Below are 21,623 nucleotides of genomic sequence, written 5' to 3'. Positions count from 1 at the left end.
GGAAGCGACATGAACGCGCCCATCCCCACCCCGGGTTCCACGCTTGCCGGCCCCTCGGTGGCGGTTCAGCAGGTCCGCTCGACCTCCGGTATCGAAGCCTGGCTGGTCGAGGAGCACAGCCTGCCTCTGATCGCGATCGATTTCGCCTTCGACGGTGGAGCGACACGCGACCCCGGCAATGCTGCCGGCAGCGCCTATCTCGTCTCGGGTCTGCTCGATGAGGGGGCTGGCGATCTCGACGCGGAAGCGTTCCACGGCCGGCTTGCCGACCACGCCATCAGCCTCGGCTTCGATGCCCGTCGCGACGATTTCCACGGCCATTTGCAGACCCTGTCGCGCCATCGCGACGAGGCGTTCTCGCTGCTGGCCCTGGCCCTGAACGCGCCGCGCTTCGATGCTGATGCCGTGGAGCGCGTGAAGTCGCAGGTCGTCGCTGGCCTGCAGCGTCAGGCGCAGAATCCGGAGACGCTCTGCCGCAATGCGCTCTATGCGGCGGCCTATCCCGGTCACGCCTATGGCCGTCCGGAGAAGGGCGACATCGACAGCGTCTCGCGCACGGAGCCCGCCGGATTGAAGGCGCTCTCGCGCGAGTTGCTGACCCGGGCCGGCCTCAAGATCGTCGTAGTCGGTGACATCACGGCGGAAGAACTGGCGCAGCGGCTCGATCAGCTTTTTGCCGCGCTCCCGATCGGTACCGCTCGACCGGTCCCGACCGAACCCGTTCCCGTGCAGGGGCTTGGCGAGACGCATGTCATCGATCTCGATGTGCCGCAGACCGTGTTGCGCTTCGTCGGTCCGGGCCTGATGCGCCGCGATCCGGATTTCATCACCGCCAGTGTGTTGAACCATATCCTGGGTGGCTCCGCTTTCACCTCGCGCCTGTTCCTTGAAGTGCGCGAGAAACGCGGCCTTGCCTATGGCGTGTCGTCGAGCCTGCTGCCGCTGCGCGAGAGCGCCATGCTGGTCGGCGGTACTGCGACGCGAAACGACCGGGCGGCCGAGTCGCTTGCCGTCATTCGCGAGGAGATGATGAAGCTTGCCTCCGAGGGGCCGACCGAGCACGAGGTCGAAGAGGCCAAGCGCTACATCATCGGCTCATACCCCCTGCGCTTCGATACCTCGCCGAAGATCGCTGCCGAGCTGCTGGGCCTGGCGGTGAACGGCTTCGGCCCGGAATTCCTCGCCGAGCGCAACCAGCTCTTCGCCGCCGTGACGCTCGCCGACATCAAGCGTGTTGCGCAACGGCTCTTCGGCGACCCGCGCCTGCTTGTGCAGGCGGTCGGTCGGCCGGTCGGCCTCGTTTGACGACGCGCCGCCCACCCGATTTTTCCACCGACACATACGGATACCAGGCCATGCTGCAGCAAAGCTTCGACCTCGCGCTCGAATCCGGTGTCGGCGCCGGTGGCATCCCCGATGCTGCCTTCGAGAAGGCACTGGCCGCTCTCGCGCCCGCGCTGGCGCGACTGAAGGACGAGGCGGACGCGAAGTCGCTGCCCCTGCTGGGATTGCCGGCCGATACGGCTGATCTGGCACCGGTCCATGCGGCCGCGAAGCGCCTGCGCGAAGGCGCGACCGATATCCTGATCCTCGGCACGGGCGGCTCCAGCCTCGGTGGCCAGACGCTGGCCCAGCTCGCCGGCTACGGCATTGCCGGCCTGTCGAGCTTCGCGCCCACGCCGCGCGTGCATTTCATCGATAATCTCGATCCTGAGACATTTGCCTCTCTGCTCACGAAACTGCCGCTCAAGTCGACCAGGTTCGTGGCCATCTCCAAATCGGGCGGCACCGGAGAAACCCTGCTGCAGAGCATCGCAGCGATCACCGCGCTGCGCGCCGCCGGTATCCCCGATGGCGAGATCGGCGGGCATTTCCAGGGACTCTCCGAGCCGGCCAAGCCCGGCAAGCTGCACCCGCTGCGTGCCCTGCTGGAGCCGTTCGGTACGCCCTTCCTCGGCCATCATACTGGCGTGGGTGGGCGCTACTCGGCCCTGACCAATTGCGGTCTTCTGCCGGCCGCGATCCTCGGCCTCGACATCGAAGCCCTGCGCAACGGTGCGGCCAAGGCACTTGCTCCCTTGCTGGCGGGTAAGGGCGTCCGCGAGGTCCCGGCCGCGCTGGGTGCTGCCTTGCACCTCGCCGCCATGCGCTCTGGCAAGGGCATCGCAGTGCTCATGCCCTACGCCGACAAGCTCGCCCTGCTGACGCGCTGGTGGGTCCAGCTCTGGGCCGAGAGCCTCGGCAAGGACGGCCAGGGCACCCAGCCGGTCGCGGCGCTCGGGCCCGTCGACCAGCATTCGCAGCAGCAACTCTATCTCGCCGGGCCGAAGGACAAGTTCTTCACCGTTCTGACCGTCAGCACCAAGGGCAAGGGCCCGGGGATCGATGCCGCTCTGGCGAAGAAGATCGGCGAGGACGGTTTCGCCGGCAAGACGATCGGCGATCTCGTCGCGGCGCAGGGCGTCGCCATGGTCGACACCTTCGCCAAGAACGGCCGCGCGGTGCGCCGCCTCCATGTCGATCATGTCGACGAGACGGTGCACGGCGAGATCCTGATGCACTTCATGCTGGAAACGATCCTGACGGGCTACGCCATGGGTGTCGATCCGTTCGATCAGCCGGCAGTCGAAGAGGCGAAGCTCCTCGCCAAGCGCTATCTTGCCGAAGGGCGCGGCTGACGATTCGGGTTTCCGCGCTCGCTCCCTTTTTGTCGGGCCCAGCATGACCGTTCGCCGTCTCGATCCCATCCTGGTCGATCGCATCGCCGCCGGCGAGGTGATCGAACGGCCGGCTGCTGCCGTAAAGGAGTTGGTCGAGAACGCCATCGATGCCGGTGCGCGTGCAATCGCCGTGACCATTGCGGCCGGCGGCCGCGAGCTGATCCGCGTCGTCGATGACGGCTCCGGCATGTCGCCCGAGGATCTGGCGCTGTCGGTCGAGCGCCACGCCACCTCGAAGCTGCCGGATGGCGATCTCTTCGCGATCCAGTCGCTCGGTTTCCGCGGCGAGGCGCTGCCGTCGATCGGCTCGGTGGCGCGGCTTGCGATCACTACGCGCCAACGCGAGGCTTCGCAGGGCCACGGCCTCGTCGTCGAGGCTGGTGAGAAGGGCGTGGTTCGTCCGGCTGCTGCTGGGCCTGGCACGCGCATCGAGGTCAGCGATCTCTTCATCTTCACCCCGGCCCGCCTCAAGTTCTTGAAGAGCGATCGGGCGGAGGCGCAGGCCGTCTCCGAGATGTTGCGGCGACATGCCATCGCCCATCCGACCATCCGCTTCTCCCTCGAAGGTGACCATGTCACCGGCTTCGACTGGCCGGCCGAGGCGATCGGCGAGGAAGGGCTGCTGCGCCGGCTGTCGCGGGCGCTCGGCCGTGATTTTCCTGAGAATGCGCTGCGGCTCGACGTGGCGCGCGAGGGCATTCGGGTGACCGGTTTCGCCGGGCTGCCCACCTTCCATCGCGGAACCTCGGCCGGCGTGCATCTGGCGGTCAATGGCCGGCCGGTGCGGGACAAGCTGCTGCTCTCGGCGGTGCGCGGCGCCTATGCCGATGTGGTGCCCTCCGATCGGCACCCGATGCTGTTTCTCGATGTGATCTGCGATCCGCGCTTCGTCGACGTCAACGTCCATCCGGCCAAGAGCGAAGTCCGCTTCCGCGATCCGGCCCTGGTTCGCGGTCTCGTGGTTTCCGGCCTGAAGGCCGCCTTGGCCGAGGCCGGGCACCGCGCCACGACGACAGGTGGCGCCCGGACGCTGGAAGCCTTCCGCGCGGTCTTCTCTGGGGCCGGGCAGCAGCCGTCTGTTCAGCGTCCGATGCTGCCGTCCGCACCTGCCTGGGCGCCGCCATCGGCCGGGTTCGGCGAGGCGCGGCAGCCCGATTTCACGGGCTTCGTGACGCCATCGGCCGATGCGCGAGCCCATGTCGCCGAGCCGGCGCAGGATGCCCTCGACCGCCCGCTTGGCGCCGCGCGGGCGCAGGTCCATGAAACCTATATCCTCGCCCAGACACGTGACGGCATGGTCATCGTCGACCAGCACGCGGCGCATGAGCGGTTGGTCTATGAGCGGCTGAAGGCCGAGAGGGCCAGGACGGGTATTGCCCGCCAGGCTCTGCTGCTGCCGGAAGTGGTCGAGCTCGATCCGGTCGACGCCGATCGTCTGATCGCTGTCGCCGGTGACCTGGCTTCGCTCGGCCTGACCATCGAATCCTTTGGATCCGGCGCCGTGCTGGTGCGCGAGGCGCCGAGCGCGTTGGCTGGCGGCAATCTGCAGAAGCTGGTTCGCGACGTCGCCGATACGCTCGCCGAGCATGGCGATTCAGGCTCGCTCGAACGGCGCCTCGACCATGTGCTGGCGACAATGGCCTGCCACAACTCGGTGCGGGCCGGCCGGCGCCTGCGGCCCGAGGAGATGGACGCGCTCCTGCGCGAAATGGAAGTCACGCCCAATTCCGGCCAGTGCAATCATGGCCGCCCGACCTATGTCGAGCTCAAGCTGAACGATATCGAGAAGCTGTTCGGGCGGCGGTGAGGCGCTCAGGGCGCCCGCAGGATCCAGACCTGGGTTTCACCATAGTCGCGTCGCTCCAGCTCCTCGAAGTCGCCGGTCAGGGCGATCTCGACCCCTGCGGCTTCCTCAAGCACGATCAGCGCGCCAGCGGCCAGCCAGCCGCCATCGCGTGCCGAGATGAGCGCCTTCTCGCCAAGATTCTTGCGATAAGGTGGATCGCAAAAGACGAGCTGGAAAGGCGCCATCGGTCCGATCGGGCCGAGTTTGGTCGCGTCGCGGCGGAAGATGCGGCTCAGGCCGGCGAGCCCGAGTGCCATCTGGTTCTCGCGGATCAGGCCGCGTGCCTCGGTGCCGTCATCGACCAGCAACGCAAAGCCGGCACCGCGCGAGAGCGCTTCGAACGCCATCGCGCCGGTTCCGGCGAAGAGATCGAGCACGCGCGCGCCCTCGACCACGTCATCATAGGCATGGGCGAGCACGTTGAAGAGCGATTCGCGCAACCGATCGGAGGTCGGGCGGATCGTGCCGATACCCGGCTTGGGGCCGGCCAGGGGCCGGCCGCCGAAGCGGCCGCCGACGATTCTCATCAGGCGCTACTCTCAGTCACGCTTGCCGCGGCCGCCGCCACCGGGACGCGGTCCCTTGCCGCCGGGCTTACCGCCAAAGGGACGTCCGCCGCCGGGCTTGCCGCCGGCGCCGCGCCCGTGCGGGCGGTCGCCGGACGGTCTGCCGCCGCCTGGCCTGTCGCCGAAGCTGCGGCCGCGGGGACGGTCATCGCCCTGACGCTCGGCAAAGGGCCGGGCGGGCCGCTCGCGTCCCTCACGAGGGGCGCGCTCGGGGCGTTCGCCGCGTGGCGCGCGCTCCTGCCATGGACGCTCGTCGCTGCGATCGTGTCCGCCGGCCCCCTCTTCGCGTGGACGGCGTTGAGGCCGGTCGCCAAGGCTGCGGGGTGACGCGCCGCGCTCCTGCGGGCGCGCTCCACGGGCTCCCGGCCCGGAACGCTCGGCACGAGCCGGGCGGGCCGGCGCTTCGTCTCGTGCCGGCGCGCTGACACGCTCGACCAGCACGCGCCGTCCCTTCGGGTCGGCGATCGGCTTGTCGCGCTTGCGTTCGATCTGGCCGGTCGCCTCGCGGGCCTGCCGCGCCTCCTTCGGATCGGCGCCACGCCTTGGGGCCGAGCGGCGCTCACGTTGCGGCTCGGCCTCCTCATCGCGCCAGACGGTGCGCTTCCACGGCTTCTCGCTGCGGGTGTCCTGCGAAACCGGACGTCCGCCGCTGCGCCCGCCGCGTTCCTCGCCACCCTCGCGGCGGCGCGGGCGATCCTCGCCCGCAGGCGCGCGCCGGGGCGCCGCCGGCAGCTCATCGCGGCGCGGTGCCTCGAAATCGACGCCGGCCTTGGCCATCAGCTCTTCGCCGAGCTGGTCCTTGATCACGCGGGAGCGGATCTCGTCGATCTCACCCTCCGGCAGATCGCCGAGCTGGAACGGCCCGAAGGAGACCCGGATCAGCCGGTTCACGGCAAGGCCGAGATGCTCGAGGACGGTTTTGACCTCGCGGTTCTTGCCCTCGCGCAGGTCGACCACGAGCCAGGTGTTCGAGCCCTGCTCGCGTTCGAAACGTGCCAGGACGGGCCCGTAGCTGATGCCGTCGATGGTGACGCCGTCGCGCAGCGTGTCGAGCTTGTCCTGCGTGATGCTGCCGAAGGCGCGCACACGATAGCGCCGGAGCCAGCCGGTTTCCGGCAGCTCGAGCACGCGTGCCAGTCCGCCGTCATTGGTCAGCAGCAGCAACCCCTCGGTGTTGATGTCGAGGCGGCCGATCGAGAGAACGCGCGGCAGGTCCTCGGGCAGGGCCTCGAATACGGTCGGGCGGCCTTCGGGATCATGGTTCGTCGTCACCAGCCCGCGCGGCTTGTGATAGAGCCAGAGCCGCGTGCGCTCGCGCGCCGGCAATGCCTCGCCATCGACGAGGATCACGTCGCTCGGCCCGACATCGAGTGCCGGGCTTTCGATCACCTTGCCGTTCACGCTGACGCGGCCTTCGGCGATCATCGCCTCGCAATCGCGGCGCGAGGCGACGCCGGCGCGCGCCATCACCTTGGCGATGCGCTCCGGCTCGATCGAGGGCAGCAGGACTGCGCCCGGTGCCTGGGGCTCGGCATCCTCGCGACGCGGGCGATGGGCCCGGTCTTCGCCGCGGGGACGGTCGTGCCGCTCGGCGCGCGGCCTGTCGAAGCGCGGTGCGCCACCATCCCGGTCGCCGAAGCTCCTGCGCGGGGCTGCCCCTTCGCGGGGCGGGCGGCTCGTGCTGCGCTCGCCCTCGGAGCGGGCTCGGAACGGCCTTTCGCCACCTTCGCGCGGTGGGCGCGGAGCGTCATCGCGACGGCCAGCTGGCTTGTCGAAGCGCCGGGCGGGGCGTTCGCCGCCTTCGGATGTCCTGTGTGAGGGGCGATCATCTCCCGAGCGCGCACGGAACGGAGCGCGTTCGCCCTCGGTCCTGGAACGGAACGGCCTTTCGCCGCCCTCGCGCGGCGGGCGCGGGGCGTCGTCGCGTCGACCGGCTGGCTTGTCGAAGCGCCGAGCGGGGCGTTCGCCGCCTTCTGATGTCCTGTGCGAAGGGCGATCATCTCCCGAGCGCGCACGGAACGGAGCGCGTTCGCCCTCGGTCCTGCTGCGGAACGGCCTTTCGCCGCCCTCGCGCGGCGGGCGCGGTGCGCCGTCACGCTGGCCTGCGGGCCTGTCGAAGCGACGGGCGGGGCGTTCGCCCTCGTTCCCGGCATCGCGGCGCGGCTTGTCATCGCCTGAACGGCCACGGAATGGTGGGCGATCTCCGCCCGAAGGTGGGCGACCGCGTGACGGACCACGGCCCTTGCCGTCGCCACCGCCAAACCCACCGCCTTTGCCGCCAGCTCCACCGCCCTTGCGTGGACCACGGCTTTTCTGGTTGTTGTCGTCGCTCATCATCGCTCCTGCACAGCCGGCGCTTGTAGCAGAGCGTATCATCCCTCGCGAGCGCCAAAGCAGAGGTTTCATGCTGCAATCGAAGCGTGCCGAGCCGGAGGGGATGGATCTCGCCCTCGCCGAGGCGCGGGCGGCAGGTGCGCGGGGCGAGGTGCCGGTCGGCGCAGTGGTCGTCAGGGACGGAACAATCCTCGCCAGTGCCGGTAACCGCACGCTCGAGCTGAAGGATCCAACCGCGCATGCCGAGATGCTGGCCTTGCGGCGCGCCTGCGAAGAAATCGGCAGCGAACGGCTGATCGGCTGCGATCTCTACGTCACGCTCGAGCCCTGCCCGATGTGCGCTGCCGCGATCTCGTTCGCCCGGATCAGGCGGCTTTATTTCGGCGCCTCCGATCCCAAGGGAGGCGCGGTCGAGAACGGTGTCAGGCTCTATGCCAGCCCGACATGCCACCACGCGCCGGATGTCTATGGCGGAATCGGCGAAAGCGAGGCGGCAGATCTGTTGCGCGGGTTCTTCAAGGCGCGACGTTAGGGGGCCGGATCATGCGCCCGCCCCGCCCCGGGGAGGGCGATGGTGCCAGGTGTCCGCTAGCGCCGTGATGCCTCAGGGCGCGCCGTTCCTTCGCGGGGATTGCGGATTCATCCCGCGCCGCTACGGTTCTGGTCCGGACAAACGAATATCGCGAGGCGCAATGTCTTTTCAGGCCTATCTCGACACGATCAAGCACAAGACCGGCAAGGGGCCTGAAGACCTGCAGGCGCTTGCCGACGCGAAGGGCTTCTCGGAGGCGGGCAGGCTCAAGCCAGGCGTCAAGGCAGGGCAGATCGTGGACTGGCTGAAATCGGATTTCGATCTCGGCCACGGCCACTCCATGGCGATCTATGCCCTGCTCACGGGCAAGAAGAAGCCGGGCGATTGATCTAACGCGCTGCTTCCTCAATCAGCCAGTCGCGAACCGCGTGCACGAGCGCCTCCTTGGAGCGGCTCGGCAGGGTCACCACGGAATAGACAAGTCCCTGTAGCGTCGGGCCGAATGGCTGGATGAGCCGGCCTGCATCGAGTTCCTCCCTCACCAGCGCCAGGCTGAGCAGCGCCGCTCCCTGGCCGGCGACTGCGGCCTGGATCGCCTGGCTTTCATCGGTGAAGCGCAAGGCCGACCTCGCATCGGGCCGCATACCTGCCCGCTCGAACCAGATCGGCCAGGTCGGATGATCGGGATCTGCGCTGCGCCACTCGAAATGGATGAGCGGCACCTTCGCGAGATCGGCGGGCTGGTGGATGTCGAGGGCCGGATTGACCACCGGGGCGAAGCGATCCGCGATGAGCTGGTGCGCGTCGATATCGGGGTAGCTGCCATGGCCATAGCGGATCGCCAGGTCGACCTGGCCCGAATGCAGATCGACAACATCGTCGGATGCGTGCAGCCGCAGATCGATGCCGGGGTGAGCTTTCTGGAAGTGGGCGACACGCGGCACCAGCCATTTCGCAGAGAAGGCTACGGTTGCCGAGATCGTGACGACGGGCCGTTTCCGCTCTGACCGAATGCGCTCGATCGCTGCGGCGAAGGCGTCGAAGCCATCGCGCAGCACGAGATAGAGCGCGCGGCCCTGCTCGGTCAGAAGGACACGCCGCGTCTGGCGGTCGAACAGGCGTGTATCGAGGTGCTCCTCGAGCGTCCGGATCTGGTGGCTGACCGCGGTGGCCGTGACCAGCAGCTCGGAGGCGGCTCGTTTGAAGCTGCCATGACGCGCCGCAGCTTCGAATGCCCGCAGCGAGGACAAGGGCGGCAGGCGTCGCATTACTGAGGTCCAATGACTGAGCTGACAACTTGCCTGATTATGGATGAGTTTAACTCAGTTATCGAGTGACGATTTCGCGTTTGTCGTCCTTAGGGTGAGCGCGCACATTCATCTCATCACTGGACGGTCAGGCCGAATGGATGAAGGAAATTCATCTCGCGACGCGGCCCGTCCATTCACAGATGAGGTGAATGATGTTCGAGCAAGTTGTCACGCGGCCCGATCCCTACGAGCCGTATCTGTTGTCGCAGGCCATCAAGGTCGGCAACCTTCTCTTCGTATCGGGCCAGGCCGGCTATGATGACGAGGGCAAGGTCGTGGAGGGCGGCTTCCTTGCCCAGGGCGAGCAGGCCTTCTCCAATTTGCGGCGTGCCCTCGAAGCGGGCGGTGCCAGCCTGAAGGATGTCGTCAAGGTGACGATTTTCGTCACCGACATGCAGGCTCAGTACAAGGACGTGGTCGAGCTTCGCCGCAGGTTCTGGAGCGCGCCTTATCCCGCCGACACGATCGCCGAGGTCAAGGGCCTCTATGACCCCAAGGTGATGATCGAGATCGAGGCGATTGCGGCAGTGCCAGGGGAGGGCCGGTAAGATGACTGGCCACCCCGCTTCCGGCGTGCCGCGCCAGAGGGCGGAGGAGAGCCTCTTCTCCTCCGTCCGGATCAGCAAGCTCGCTCTATCCAACCGCCTAGTCGTTGCTCCCATGACCCGCGTGAGTGCGACCGTCGATGGCCGCGCCACCGAAGGCATGGCCGCCTATTACCGTTCATTCGCGGAAGGCGGCTTTGGCCTGATCGTGACGGAAGGCATCTACACCGACAAGGCATTCTCACAGGGCTACCAATACCAGCCCGGCCTCGCTGATGCCGAACAGGTCGAGGCGTGGCGACAGGTCGTCAGCACTGTTCATGACGCAGGCGGGCGGATTGTTGCGCAGCAGATGCACGCGGGTGCCCTGGCGCAAGGCAATATCCATCGAGACCATACCATCGGCCCTTCCGCCCTGCGTCCCAAGGGCGAGCAAATGGCGTTCTATCGCGGCAATGGCCCCTACCGCATTCCTCGTGCGATGTCGGAGGCGGATCTCGGCGATGCGGTGGCAGGCTTTGCCAGCGCGGCCGCGCTCGCAAGGGAGGCCGGCTTCGACGGCGTAGAGATTCACGGAGCCAACGGCTACCTGCTCGACCAGTTCCTGACCGAGGGCATCAATCGGCGCGAGGATCGCTATGGAGGAAGCATTGCGGGCCGCCTTCAGCTCTTCGTCGACGTTGCCGAAGCCGTTCGCTCTGCCGTGGGAGCGGATTACGTCGTCGGCATGCGAATCTCGCAGGCCAAGGTGAACGACTTCCTCCACAAATGGGTCGGAGCTACCCGCGAAGCCGAGGCTGTGTTCAGCGCATTGGGCAAGCTTCCCCCCGACTACGTCCACACGACCGAATTCGAGGCCTGGCGCCCCGCCTTCGGCGATGACGGGCCAAGTCTGGCGGCCTTGGCGCGAAGGCATGCCCGGCTTCCGGTTCTGGCGAATGGGTCGCTGCACAATCCGCAACGCGCTGCGGCCATGATCGAAGGCGACGAGGCAGACTTCGTGTCGCTCGGGCGTGGCGCGCTGACCCATGCCGACTGGCCGGCGCGTCTCCGTGAGGGTCGGCCGCTGGAGCCGTTCGACAAATGCCTCCTGTCGCCGATCGCGGATCTGGCGAACGCCGAACGGCGCCGTTCAGCGCTGCTCGACATCGCAAGCTGAGAAGCAAGCTCAGGGCGCGGCCAAACGTGCCATGCCCGCAAAGGTGCTGGCAGGACGCTCAGGCGAGCGTCCTGATCACCAGATAGCATCCCAGCAGCAGCAGTCCCGCGAAGAAGCAGAGCTTGAAGGTGGCAGCGGAGATGCGTGTGCGGATCGCCTGGCCGACCGACATGCCGGCAAGCGCGGGCAGCAGCGCCAGCAGCGAGGATTGCGCCACGCCGACATCCAGGGCGCCCGCTCCGATCAGGCCAACCGACAAGGCCAGCGTCGAAATGATGAAGGAGACGCCCAGCGCCTGCACCAGCTCGTCCTTGTCCAGGCCGAGCGCCTGCAGATAGGGCACGGCCGGCAGCACGAAGACACCGGTCGCAGCGGTGGCGATGCCCGTCGTGATGCCGATGACGGGGCCGAGCCAACCTTCAGCGCTGGAGGGGACACGCAGCTTCGCCGCCTTCAACCCGACCAGTGCATAGAGGACCAGCGCACAGCCGAGCCAGAAGGTGGCCGAGCCGCCCTTGCTTTGTTGCAGCAACCCGGCGCCCGCCCATGTCCCCGCGCAGATGCCGGCAAGCATCGGCCAGAGCCTGATCATGATCGCCTTAAGCCCCGGGCCCGTTGCGACCTGCCAGCTGTTGGTGACGATATTGGGTACGACGAGCAACGCCGCGGCCTGCGCCGGTGCCATCACCACGCCGAGGATGCCGACTGCGATGGTCGGGAGGCCAAGCCCGATGACGCCCTTGACGAAGCCGGCCAGAAGAAAGGTGGCGGCGATGAAGAGGATGAGCTCTGCGTTTTCCATGAGGCTGTTTGTGGCAGTGCGGATGCGGACTGTCGCGTCCGAATGCTACGGTGGGGACCGTACTGTTCCAGGTTGTCTCGGCTGAGCAAGGGAGCATGATGGCTGCATGAGCACGCATGGCCCTTATCTCGCCGAGATCGCCCATCTGATGGGGGATCCAGCCCGCGCCAACATGCTGCACGCCCTGATGGACGGGCGCGCGCTGACCGCCAAGGAGCTCGCCTATATTGCCGGCGTCGCGCCGCAGACGGCGAGCGGCCATCTCGCCCGGCTGATGGCGGGCGGCCTGCTTACGGTCGCCGTCCAGGGGCGTCATCGCTATTACAGGCTCGCCGGGCCTGAGGTCGCAACGGCGCTCGAAGGGCTGATGGTCCTGGCCGGAAGCCAGCCCTCCAGTCGCCGCTTGCCGTCCCGGGTCGGCGCCGACCTTAGCCGGGCACGCACCTGCTACGATCATTTCGCCGGGCGCCTCGGCATCGGCCTGCATGATGCGCTGGTCGCGGGCGGGCACCTGGCGGTTGCCGATGGCGGCTACGGCCTGACGGCGTCGGGGGAGGGCGTTTTCGCGGCGCTCGGCATCGATATCGCTCAGGCGGCCAGGAGCCGGCGCGCGTCCTTGCGCCCATGCCTCGACTGGAGCGAGCGCCGCCCGCATCTGGCGGGAAGCCTGGCCTCAGCCCTCGCATGCCGCTGCTTCGAGACGGGCTGGGTCCTGCGCAAGAAGGACAGTCGTGCCGTGATCCTGACCGATAAGGGGCGTGACGCGCTGATCTCGGCATTGCCGGGTTTTCGCTGCGACGAGCCGGAGGCGCTCAGCCCTGCCGGAGTGCCTGAGACAGCCTTCGCTTGACCTCGTCCTTGAGCGGCTCGGAGGCGTCGAGGATGGCTTGCGCCCGGAAGAAGTCGAGCCCGCCATACCCGTCGATGCCGGCCCGGATCAGGATATCTGGCGGGTGGCGCTCGATCATGCGCTGCACGATGGTGCGCGTCAGGATCTGCGAGACGCCGACCATCGCTTCGAGCGGCTCGGGCACGCGCGTGTCGCTGATCGTTGCCGGTGCGCTGGTGTCCACCGCCATGACGATGCGCCCCGGCGCCAGCAACCTGTCATAGGGCAGGGGGTTGATCGCTCCGCCATCGATCAGCACGCGGCCGCCGAGCACCACGGGGCGCACGAGACCCGGAATGGCCAGCGAGGCGGCCACGGCCGGCGTCAGCGGCCCGCTCGTCAGCGAGACCTCGGCATGGAGATGGTAGTCGGTCGCAATCGCGGCGAAGGGCGTCTTGAGCTCCTCGAACCGGTCGGGCACGGCTTGCGGCCAGAACAGGTCGAGCAGCCGCTCGCCGTCGATCAGCACGGGATTGCCGAGCCCGCGCATGAGATCGGTGAATTTGCCGACGCGGGCGTCGAGCAGCCGCGCGATCACCTTGGCCCGGTCGCGGAATGTCAGTGACACATGCTCCCGCAACTCGCTGCCTGAGAGGCCAGCCGCATAGGCAGCGCCGATGATCGCCCCGATCGAGCAACCGACGATGAGGCCGGGCTTCACGCCGAGTTCATCCAGCGCCTCCAGCACCGCAATATGGCTCAGGCCCCGTGCCCCTCCGGCTCCCAGCACGAGCGCGAGCCGGGGCTCGGCGCTGTCGGATCGGTGCTCGGCAGGCATCGTGGAGCTTGGCATGGTGCGGTGCTGCGGCCTGAGCTCTGCTCAGGCAAGGAACGGCTTCAGGGCTTCCAGCGTTGCAGCGGGGTTTTCCTCCGGGAGGAAATGGCCGCTGACGATCGCCTTCCCCTCAGCCTTGGGCGCGAAGGTCGAGCGCCAGATCGCGAGCGGGCTTTCGCCCTTGGCCGGTATGCCGGCTTCGCCCCAGAGTGCCAGCACCGGGCAGAGGATGGTCTTTCCCGCCGCGAGATCGGCCCTGTCCTGGGCGAGATCCGTGGTGGCGCCGGCGCGATAGTCCTCGCAGGCCGCATGGATGCGATGCGGGTCGTCGAATGATTCCCCATAGGATCGGAGCGCGAGCGGGTTGAATACGTCGAGCGCCTTGGCCCGTGTCCAGCTCGCGATCGTATGATCGAGCCAGGCCTGGGGATTGGTCTTGATCAGGTTTTCCGGCACGGGTTCGGGCTGGGCCAGGAAGGTCCAGTGATAGACCTGCATGGCACGCGCCGCGTCCATGCCGTCCCACATCGAGAGCGTCGGCAGGATGTCGAGCACGGCAAGCCGCTCGACCCTGCCGGGATGGTCGAGAGCGAGGCGATAGGCGACACGCGCGCCGCGGTCATGGCCGACCACGGCAAAGCGGATATGGCCGAGCGCTTCCATGACGGCGACGACGTCCTCGCCCATGGCGCGCTTGGTGTAGGTTTCCTTGCCGCCATCGCCATGGGGAGCCGCCGACCAGCCGTAGCCGCGCAAGTCCAGGCAGACGACGCGATGGGTCTTCGCCAGTTCGGGTGCGATCTTGTGCCATTCGGCGTGGGTCTGCGGGAAACCGTGAATGAGCACGAGCGGCGGCCCTTCACCGCCGGAACGCGCAAAGATCTTGCCGACGGGCCCGTCGACCCAATGGGCCGTGAAGCCGGGAAAGAGTGAATCGAGATTGCTCATGGAGGAGTGCTCCTGGCGTAGCCGCTGGCCTGATATCAGTCTGGCTGAAATCCTAACCCTCGACGAGCGCGGATGTTCAGCCTTCCTGCTCCCGCTTGACTGCCTGCCATCCGATGTCGCGACGGCAGAACCCCTCCGGCCAGTCGATCGCGTCGACGGCGGCATAGGCGCGTTGCTGGGCCTCGCTGACAGTCTTCCCGAGGCCAACGACATTGAGCACGCGCCCACCATCGGCAACGATGTCGGTCCCGGACTGCTTCGTCCCGGCATGGAAGACGAGGACATCGTCCATGGCCTCGGCCTTCTCGATGCCGTGAATGATGCTGCCCTTCTCGGGCGCCTCGGGATAGCCCCGGGCTGCTAGCACAACGGTCAGCGCGGCTTCGTCCAGCCAGCGCAGATCGAAGGAGCCGAGTACGCCGTCGCAAGCCGCGAGGAAGGCGGGCACGATATCGCTCTTCAGACGCGGCATCAGCACCTCGCATTCCGGGTCGCCGAAGCGGACATTGTACTCGATCAGCTTCGGCCCCTGCGCCGTGATCATCAGTCCGGCGTAAAGCACACCCTTGAACGGCGCGCCGCGCTTCTGCATTCCCGCGAGCGTTGGTGCGATGATCTCCGCCATGACCCGGTCTTCCAGGGCCCTGGTCATCACCGGGGCGGGCGAATAGGCGCCCATGCCGCCGGTATTCGGGCCGGTGTCGCCGTCGCCGACGCGCTTATGGTCCTGAGCCGAGGCAAGCGGAAGGGCATGGCTACCGTCGCAGAGTGCGAAGAAACTCGCTTCCTCGCCGATCATCCATTCCTCGATCACCACCTCGGCGCCTGCTGCGCCGAAGCCGCCCGAGAACATCATCTCGATGGCGGCATCGGCCTCGTCGAGGGCCTGTGCCATCACCACGCCCTTGCCAGCGGCGAGCCCGTCGGCCTTGATCACGATCGGCGCGCCTTGAGCCCTGACATAGGCCTTGGCCGATGCTGCATCCCCGAAGCGTCCGAAGGCGGCCGTCGGGATGTTGAACTCGGCACAGAGTTCCTTGGTGAAGCCTTTCGAGCCTTCGAGCTGCGCTGCCGCTTTCGAGGGGCCGAAGGTCTTGATCCCGGCCGCAACGAGATCATCGGCGATGCCGGCGACGAGCGGCCCTTCGGGCCCGACCACGACGAGGTCGACCTTCTCCTGCTTGCAGAAGGCGACGACTGCGGCGTGATCGGCGATATCGAGCGCGACGTTCTCGCCGCATTCGGCGGTGCCGGGGTTGCCCGGTGCGACAAGGAGCCGGTCGCAGAGCGGAGAGCCGGATATCGCCCAGGCGAGCGCATGTTCGCGTCCGCCGGAACCGATCAGAAGGATGTTCATCGCGCCGTCTCCGCTTGCTCCGCGCGCAATAGCCTTCGCAGCGGCGCGGGGCAACGCTTCTGCTCGGTCGTTGCGACAGTTATGGTCGCGCAATGGATATCGAATCGCCCGACACCAAGCCCTCCAATGCGCCGGAATGGTCGGTCTCCGACCTGTCTGGCGCGCTCAAACGCACGCTGGAGGACGCCTTCGGCTTTGTCAGGGTGCGTGGCGAGATTTCGGGCTATCGCGGCCCGGTCGCGTCGGGCCATGTCTATTTCTCGCTGAAGGACCAGAGCTCCAAGATCGACGCGGTGATCTGGAAGGGCGTCTTCGGACGGCTGAAGACACGGCCTCAGGAAGGGCTGGAGGTCATCGCCACCGGCAAGATCACGACCTTCGCCGGCAAGTCGAGCTACCAGATCGTCATCGATTCGCTGGAGCCGGCCGGGGTCGGCGCGTTGATGGCGCTGCTGGAGGAACGTCGCAAGAAACTTGCTGCCGAAGGCCTGTTCGACGAGGGGCGCAAGCAGCTTATCCCCTATCTGCCGCGCGTCGTCGGCGTGGTGACCTCGCCGACAGGTGCTGTCATCCGCGACATCCTGCACCGTCTCGAGGACCGCTTTCCCCGCCATGTCCTGGTCTGGCCGGTGCGCGTCCAGGGCGAGACCAGTGCGGCCGAGGTGGCTGCCGCCATTGCCGGTTTCAACGCATTGCCGGAAGGCGGGCGAATCCCGCGTCCCGACGTGATCATCGTCGCGCGCGGTGGCGGTTCGCTCGAGGATCTGATGGGCTTCAACGAGGAGGTCGTGGTGCGCGCCGCTGCTGCCTCGCTGATCCCACTCGTCTCGGCAGTCGGCCACGAAACCGATTGGACCCTGATCGACCACGCCGCCGACCTGCGTGCGCCGACTCCGACCGGCGCCGCCGAGAAGGTCGTGCCGGTCCGCGCCGATCTGATGGCGCTGATCGCCGATCTCTCCCGTCGGCAGGCGGGGGCGATGCGCCGTCTCTCTGATCGCCGTCGCAGCGATCTGCGTGCGCTTGCGCGGGCCTTGCCGGGGCCGGAGGCTGTCCTCTCCAGCCCGCGGCAGCGGCTCGACCTGGCGGCGGCACGCCTTGCTCCGGCATTGGCGCGCAACGCTCGGGCGTACGAGCAACGGCTTGCGGCGTTGTCGCAGCGGCTCGTGCGGCAATCTCCGTCGGTCCGGCTCGCGACCTATGTGGCAAGGCTCGATGGGCTCTCGAGCCGCTTGCGGGCCGGGCGTGACGCCTTGCTGAGGGCGGAACGGCTGCGCCTCCAACGGGCGCATGAGCGCAGCGACGAGCTGTCGCTGAGGGCGAGCCGCGCCTTTGTCCAGGGTCTGGGGCGCCGTCGCGACAGGCTTGAATCGGCCTGGAGCCTGGTCCGCTCGCTCGGCCCCCAGGCCGTCCTGGCGCGTGGCTATGCGCTGGTGCGCGATGGATCGGGAGCGCTCATTCGCGGCGTGGAGCAGGCAAAGCCCGGCCTGGCGCTCAGCGTTCAGGTCAGCGACGGCAGCTTCGATGTCGCCGTCACCGCCGGCGGGGAGGGGCCGTCGCCGCGGCCCACTCGTGCTCCGCGCCGGGAGACACCGCGCAGCGGGCAGGGCGACCTCTTCTAGCTGACCGGGGCGCTCAACGCCCCATCAGAAAGCTCTTGACGCGCTTGATCGCGTCATCGCGCGCTTCAGGATGTGTCCCCACCGTGACCTTGCCGCTTCCGGTCGCGGAATACGCCACGTCGCTGCGCTCCTTCACCTCGAGGCGAGGGTGATCGAAATCATGCAGCGCACCGGGATAGAGGACAAGTTCGATCGCTTCGCCACGCGCCCGTGCCGCCTTGGCGAGATGGTCGCACGGCGCGGGCGGCGTCCAGTCATCCGCATCGCCCATCAGGATCAGGGTCGGCAGCCTGGCCGAGAAGCTGGCGGATTCCGATTGGAAGCGGCAGCCCGGATAAAAGGCGATGGCCCGTGCGAAATCGGGTTGGCCGTCAGCCGGGCGCCGGTCCTTGCGGATCGCCGTCAGCACGGTCGAGCCGCCTCCGGACCAGCCGAGCAGGGCGATTTCCTTGTTGCGGACATCGCCGCGGGCCTGCAGCCATTGCCGTGACGCTGCCGCATCCGCCACGCGCTCACGGCTTGCCCGAACCGTCAGTTCCTTGACACCGCATTGCGAGCCGAGCTTGCGCGAGCCGTAGCTGTCCGGCATCAGCACGACGTAGCCAGCGGCGGCCAGCCGCTCGCCCCAGTCCGAATGCCGGGCCGACAATTTGCCATTGTCGCGCCACAGGCCGCCGCAACCATGCAACGCGACTACGGCCGGGAATGGCCCTGGACCGTTCGGGCGATACAGCACACCGTCCAGCTGTCCTTCCTCGACCGGGATGCGAACGCGCTCATAGCCGCCCGCAGAAGCGGGCGCGCACCAAAGCAGCGCGAGGCCTGTAAGGGCCATGACGTGTCGGACGAGACTGGACATCATCGGCAGGAACGCTATCACAGCTCCGAGTTATCGGATAATTCATTCACTGAGCAACGGTTTTCGATCTTACAGATGAACATCAGCGAGCGTCCGCCCGTGCCGGGACCCGAAGCTGCCGTCGACTATGGTCACGGCGAATTCCGTGTCGTGCGCCCGGGCACCTTCGTGCGTTGCGCCGTGACCGGCGCCCCGATCAAGCTCGACGACCTGCGCTACTGGTCGGTCGAGTGGCAGGAAGCCTATGTTTCTCCGGAGGCGGTGCTGTTGCGGCTGCGCCGCGCCGGGCGTGCCTGAGAGCCCATCTTCACGCCATCGAGCAGGTGCGTGATCTCGCTCGGTTCGTCGAAGACGAGCGAGACCGGGACCGCCAGCAGGCGGTGCTGCTCCGCAAACGGCCAGAGTGCGGTGAGCTTTGTCATGTCTTTTTCGGTGGTCGCCACCAGGCAATCCTGCGCCGCAGCCTCGCGGATGATCTTGGCCACGTCCTCGGCCGTGTAGGCGTGGTGATCGCCGAAGGCATGTTCGGCCCGAATCTCGGCGCCGGCCTCGCGCAGGGTCGCGCTGAATTTCTCCGGCCGCCCGATCCCGGAGACGGCCAGAACCGCCTGACCACGAAGTCTGTCGGCAATCCCGGCCGACAGCGCAAGCCGCCCGCGCAGAACCGGCTTGCCGGCCTCTTGGGCTGCGGCGGCGACCCTGTTCCCCGCCTCGCCCGGGCCAATCACCAGGATAGCATCGGTCATCGCCAACTGCTCAGCCAGCGGTGCCCGCAACGGGCCGGCTGGCAGACATAGACCGTTGCCGATCCCGCTCGCGCCATCGACGACGGCCAACCGCAGCTGTTTGGTGAGCGAGGGGTTCTGCAGCCCGTCATCCATGATGATCAGGCTTGCACCGAACGCTTTCGCGAAGGCGGCTCCGGCCGGTCGGTCGCGGGCTACCACGGTGCGGGCGGCAGAGGCCATCAGCACGGCCTCGTCCCCGACGCCGTTGGCATCATGGTGACGCCTGTCCACTTCGACAGGTCCGGCGAGCCGTCCGCCATAGCCCCGCATCAGGACGAAGGGCGTTTCTCCGCGGGCGGTCGCAAGCGCAGCGAGGGCGATCGCCGTTGGCGTCTTGCCGGCACCGCCGGCGATGAAATTCCCGACGCAGATCACCGGGATGCCTGCATCGGTACCGGTCTGGCGCATGCGGCGCGCGGTAAGTGCTCCGTAGAGAGAGCCGATCGGTTGCAGCAGCCGGGCAAGAAGGCTCGGCCGATGCTGCCACCAGAACGTTGGTGCGCGCATCAGCTGTCGATCTCGCGCTGGCCCAGGGCGACGCGCATCAGGAGCGGTTCGATAGCCTGTTCCGTGCGGCTCAATGCGCCGCCGAGCTGCTTGCTGGTTTGCCCCGCCGCGCGCGCTGCCTGCCGTGCGGCTGCCGGGTCGCTGAGCCAGCGATGCACTGCGCCTGCGAGCGCCTGCACGTCGGGAACTTCGCGTGCGCCGCCGCCCTGATCGAAGGCGGCAAAGATCTCGGCGTTGTTATGGACATACGGCCCGTGCAGCAGGGCGCAGCCGAGCTTGGCGGGCTCGATCGGATTATGTCCGCCGATCATCGGCACGAGCGAACCGCCAAGGAAGGCCACTTGCGAGAGGCGATAGAAGAGGCCGAGCTCGTTGACCGTGTCGGCGATATAGAGCTCGATATCGGGGTCCGGCATCTCTCCAGCCGCGCGCCGCGCGACGGCGACACCGTTGGCCCGGGCGAGATCCTCGATTTCCTGGCCACGCTGAGGGTGCCGCGGAGCGATGATCGTGAGCAGTTTCGGCACATGCGGCTTGATGCCGAGATGGGCCGACAGGATCTGCTCCTCCTCGCCCGGATGCGTGCTGGCGGCGATCCAGATCGGCCGGCCGGCGGTCAGCCCATCGAGGATCGCGAGCGTGTTCGGGTCGGCCGGGGGCGCCGCGACATCGAATTTCAGATTGCCGGCGATGCTGACACGCGGTGCGCCGAGCTGGGCAAGACGCTCGCCGTCGCCCTGCGACTGGGCAAGGCAGGAATCGAAGCTGGAGAGCAGGTAGCGTGAGGTCCTGGGCGCCCTGTACCAGCGCTTGAAGGAGCGCTCCGACATCCGGGCATTGACCAGCACGAGCGGAATATCCCGCTTGCGCGCCTCGATCACCATATTGGGCCAGATTTCGGATTCGCAGATCAGCCCCATGGCCGGCTGCCAATAGTCCAGGAAGCGGCGCATGTAGCGCGGTACGTCGAGCGGCAGGTACTGGTGGATGGCGCCGGCTGGCAAACGCGCTGCAAGCAGGCGCGCCGAGGTCACGGTGCCGGAGGTCACGAGAACGGCCAGCCCGCGCCGCTGCAGGCGCTCGATCAGAGGGAGCAGCGTCACCGTCTCGCCGACGCTGGCGCCATGCAGCCAGATCAGCGTCTGGTCGGGCCGCTGGACGCCGGGATAGCCGCGGCGCTCGGCGAAACGTGTCGGATCTTCCTTGCCGCGACGGCGGCGCCAGACCAGCAGGCCCGCAGCGGCCGGCTCGAACAGCGCAGTCGCCATGCGGTAGGCTCTGAGGAAGGGGCCCTTGCCGCTCATGCCGCTTTGGCTCCTGTTGCAGCGCGGAGCCCCGCACCGGGGTCGCGGGAACCGACCAGCTCATAGGCGCGGGCATGGACCGCGTCGAGCCCGGCCTGGAGCGCGAGACGGGCGGCTTCGCTCGTGGCCTCGTCGGCATCGCGCGCGATCCGGATCGGATCGCCGACCACGATCGCGCAGCGGCCGAAGGGCAGCCCGATCGAGGCGCGGTCCCAGCTGTTGAAATCGATGCGCCGGCTCGTCACCACGGCAACCGGATGGACCGGGCGACCCGATGCCTTGGCCAGCGCGATGATGCCAGGCCCCGCGACGCGGGCGCGCTTGGGAATGTCGGCGGTGAGCACCATGGTGTCGCCGGCGGCCAGGCGTCGAACCATGGCGAGGAACGCGCTCGCGCCACCCTTCTCGCGGACCTTGCGGCCGAGCGCCCCTGAGCCGCGGATGGCGCCGATGCCGAGTTCGCGCAGCGCCACGGCGTTGAAACCGCCATCGCCGTGGCGGGAAACCAGCGAGCAGGCGGGCATCCAATCCGGCCGTGCGAAGGGGATCATGATGTGCTGGCCATGCCACATCGCAATGATCAGCGGCAGCTCCGGCCGGATATGATCATAGATGTCGGCCGGTTCGACGACGGTTCGGCTGGTGCGGCGGACGAGTTTGAGATAGCCGGCCAGCAGCCGGCCGAGCGTCTCTTGCGCCACGCGCGTCTTGAGGATGGAAAAGCCCATGAACTCCGCTTCCGAACCGCTGAATGCCTGTC

General features: G+C 67.8%; 21 protein-coding genes. 10 read left to right on the top strand and 11 right to left on the bottom strand.

Going from position 1 to position 21,623, the window contains the following annotated elements:
- Positions 1–9: 9 nt before the first annotated feature.
- From BIWAKO_RS04575 to mutL, 3 genes are read left to right on the top strand one after another with little or no spacing between them, the layout of a single operon-like run.
- Positions 10–1,305, top strand: a complete 1,296-nt coding sequence (locus tag BIWAKO_RS04575; RefSeq protein WP_069877530.1) for a M16 family metallopeptidase — start codon at positions 10–12, stop codon at positions 1,303–1,305.
- A 50-nt stretch (positions 1,306–1,355) separates the two neighbouring features.
- A complete protein-coding gene (locus BIWAKO_RS04570; protein WP_069877529.1) occupies positions 1,356–2,678 on the top strand; it encodes a glucose-6-phosphate isomerase in 1,323 nt (440 codons plus the stop codon).
- A 43-nt stretch (positions 2,679–2,721) separates the two neighbouring features.
- On the top strand, positions 2,722–4,527 hold the full coding sequence (gene mutL, locus BIWAKO_RS04565; RefSeq protein WP_069882167.1) for a DNA mismatch repair endonuclease MutL: 1,806 nt from the start codon (positions 2,722–2,724) through the stop codon (positions 4,525–4,527).
- Between the two features lie 5 nt (positions 4,528–4,532).
- On the opposite strand, the gene BIWAKO_RS04560 is transcribed toward mutL, so the two are convergent.
- Both BIWAKO_RS04560 and BIWAKO_RS04555 read right to left on the bottom strand, forming a co-directional pair.
- On the bottom strand, positions 4,533–5,093 hold the full coding sequence (locus BIWAKO_RS04560; RefSeq protein ID WP_069877528.1) for an RsmD family RNA methyltransferase: 561 nt from the start codon (positions 5,091–5,093) through the stop codon (positions 4,533–4,535).
- Between the two features lie 12 nt (positions 5,094–5,105).
- A complete protein-coding gene (locus BIWAKO_RS04555; protein ID WP_141739982.1) occupies positions 5,106–7,466 on the bottom strand; it encodes a pseudouridine synthase in 2,361 nt (786 codons plus the stop codon).
- A 103-nt stretch (positions 7,467–7,569) separates the two neighbouring features.
- On the opposite strand from BIWAKO_RS04555, the gene BIWAKO_RS04550 reads away from it, so the two are divergent.
- Entirely contained in the window at positions 7,570–7,998 is a 429-nt protein-coding gene (locus BIWAKO_RS04550) for a nucleoside deaminase (RefSeq protein WP_141740329.1), read from the top strand.
- Positions 7,999–8,158: 160 nt separating this feature from the next.
- Positions 8,159–8,386 carry a DUF4287 domain-containing protein gene (locus tag BIWAKO_RS04545; RefSeq protein ID WP_069877525.1) on the top strand — a complete coding sequence of 76 codons (228 nt, stop codon included), beginning with the start codon at positions 8,159–8,161 and terminating at the stop codon, positions 8,384–8,386.
- 1 nt (position 8,387) lies between these two features.
- On the opposite strand, the gene gcvA is transcribed toward BIWAKO_RS04545, so the two are convergent.
- The gene (gene gcvA / locus BIWAKO_RS04540) at positions 8,388–9,266 is read right to left on the bottom strand and encodes a transcriptional regulator GcvA (protein WP_069877524.1); all 879 of its coding nucleotides are present in this window, start codon (positions 9,264–9,266) and stop codon (positions 8,388–8,390) included.
- A 191-nt stretch (positions 9,267–9,457) separates the two neighbouring features.
- Here gcvA and BIWAKO_RS04535 point away from each other — a divergent pair, with 191 nt between their 5' ends.
- Positions 9,458–9,856, top strand: coding sequence for a RidA family protein (locus tag BIWAKO_RS04535; RefSeq protein WP_201788605.1), 399 nt, complete (start codon positions 9,458–9,460; stop codon positions 9,854–9,856).
- A gap of 1 nt (position 9,857) precedes the next feature.
- A complete protein-coding gene (locus tag BIWAKO_RS04530; RefSeq protein WP_069877523.1) occupies positions 9,858–11,012 on the top strand; it encodes an oxidoreductase in 1,155 nt (384 codons plus the stop codon).
- 58 nt (positions 11,013–11,070) lie between these two features.
- Here the strand turns inward: BIWAKO_RS04530 and BIWAKO_RS04525 are convergent, their stop codons facing one another.
- A complete protein-coding gene (locus BIWAKO_RS04525; protein ID WP_069877522.1) occupies positions 11,071–11,814 on the bottom strand; it encodes a sulfite exporter TauE/SafE family protein in 744 nt (247 codons plus the stop codon).
- Positions 11,815–11,920: 106 nt separating this feature from the next.
- Between BIWAKO_RS04525 and BIWAKO_RS04520 the strand changes: the two genes are divergently transcribed.
- A complete protein-coding gene (locus BIWAKO_RS04520; protein WP_069877521.1) occupies positions 11,921–12,664 on the top strand; it encodes an ArsR/SmtB family transcription factor in 744 nt (247 codons plus the stop codon).
- On the opposite strand, the gene BIWAKO_RS04515 is transcribed toward BIWAKO_RS04520, so the two are convergent.
- The 3 genes from BIWAKO_RS04515 to purD all read right to left on the bottom strand — a co-directional run bounded on the left by BIWAKO_RS04515 (position 12,627) and on the right by purD (position 15,783).
- On the bottom strand, positions 12,627–13,496 hold the full coding sequence (locus BIWAKO_RS04515) for a patatin-like phospholipase family protein (protein ID WP_244523357.1): 870 nt from the start codon (positions 13,494–13,496) through the stop codon (positions 12,627–12,629). The two genes, BIWAKO_RS04520 and BIWAKO_RS04515, sit on opposite strands and share 38 nt — an antisense overlap.
- 27 nt (positions 13,497–13,523) lie before the next feature.
- Positions 13,524–14,426 (bottom strand): alpha/beta fold hydrolase, encoded by a 903-nt coding sequence (locus BIWAKO_RS04510; RefSeq protein ID WP_069877519.1) that lies wholly within the window; start codon positions 14,424–14,426, stop codon positions 13,524–13,526.
- Between the two features lie 76 nt (positions 14,427–14,502).
- Positions 14,503–15,783 (bottom strand): phosphoribosylamine--glycine ligase, encoded by a 1,281-nt coding sequence (gene purD / locus BIWAKO_RS04505; RefSeq protein ID WP_069877518.1) that lies wholly within the window; start codon positions 15,781–15,783, stop codon positions 14,503–14,505.
- A gap of 92 nt (positions 15,784–15,875) precedes the next feature.
- On the opposite strand from purD, the gene xseA reads away from it, so the two are divergent.
- A complete protein-coding gene (xseA, locus tag BIWAKO_RS04500; protein ID WP_069877517.1) occupies positions 15,876–17,405 on the top strand; it encodes an exodeoxyribonuclease VII large subunit in 1,530 nt (509 codons plus the stop codon).
- Positions 17,406–17,418: 13 nt separating this feature from the next.
- Here the strand turns inward: xseA and BIWAKO_RS04495 are convergent, their stop codons facing one another.
- Positions 17,419–18,240, bottom strand: a complete 822-nt coding sequence (locus BIWAKO_RS04495) for a dienelactone hydrolase family protein (protein WP_244523356.1) — start codon at positions 18,238–18,240, stop codon at positions 17,419–17,421.
- 99 nt (positions 18,241–18,339) lie between these two features.
- Between BIWAKO_RS04495 and BIWAKO_RS04490 the strand changes: the two genes are divergently transcribed.
- Positions 18,340–18,561 (top strand): DUF2093 domain-containing protein, encoded by a 222-nt coding sequence (locus BIWAKO_RS04490; RefSeq protein WP_069877516.1) that lies wholly within the window; start codon positions 18,340–18,342, stop codon positions 18,559–18,561.
- On the opposite strand, the gene lpxK is transcribed toward BIWAKO_RS04490, so the two are convergent.
- Genes lpxK through BIWAKO_RS04475 form a run of 3 tightly spaced genes read right to left on the bottom strand, consistent with a single transcriptional unit; the run spans position 18,507 to position 21,591 of the window.
- Complete coding sequence (lpxK, locus tag BIWAKO_RS04485; protein ID WP_069877515.1) at positions 18,507–19,559, bottom strand: tetraacyldisaccharide 4'-kinase; 1,053 nt, start codon at positions 19,557–19,559, stop codon at positions 18,507–18,509. The two genes, BIWAKO_RS04490 and lpxK, sit on opposite strands and share 55 nt — an antisense overlap.
- Entirely contained in the window at positions 19,559–20,863 is a 1,305-nt protein-coding gene (locus BIWAKO_RS04480; protein ID WP_069877514.1) for a 3-deoxy-D-manno-octulosonic acid transferase, read from the bottom strand. Before BIWAKO_RS04480 ends, lpxK begins: the two co-directional genes overlap by 1 nt.
- Positions 20,860–21,591 carry a lysophospholipid acyltransferase family protein gene (locus BIWAKO_RS04475; RefSeq protein WP_069877513.1) on the bottom strand — a complete coding sequence of 244 codons (732 nt, stop codon included), beginning with the start codon at positions 21,589–21,591 and terminating at the stop codon, positions 20,860–20,862. Before BIWAKO_RS04475 ends, BIWAKO_RS04480 begins: the two co-directional genes overlap by 4 nt.
- Positions 21,592–21,623 lie beyond the last annotated feature (32 nt).

The organism is Bosea sp. BIWAKO-01, from assembly GCF_001748145.1.
GTDB lineage: Bacteria > Pseudomonadota > Alphaproteobacteria > Rhizobiales > Beijerinckiaceae > Allobosea.
The sequence above is the reverse complement of the archived record's forward strand: the minus strand, read 5'-3'. Positions and strand labels throughout refer to the sequence as shown.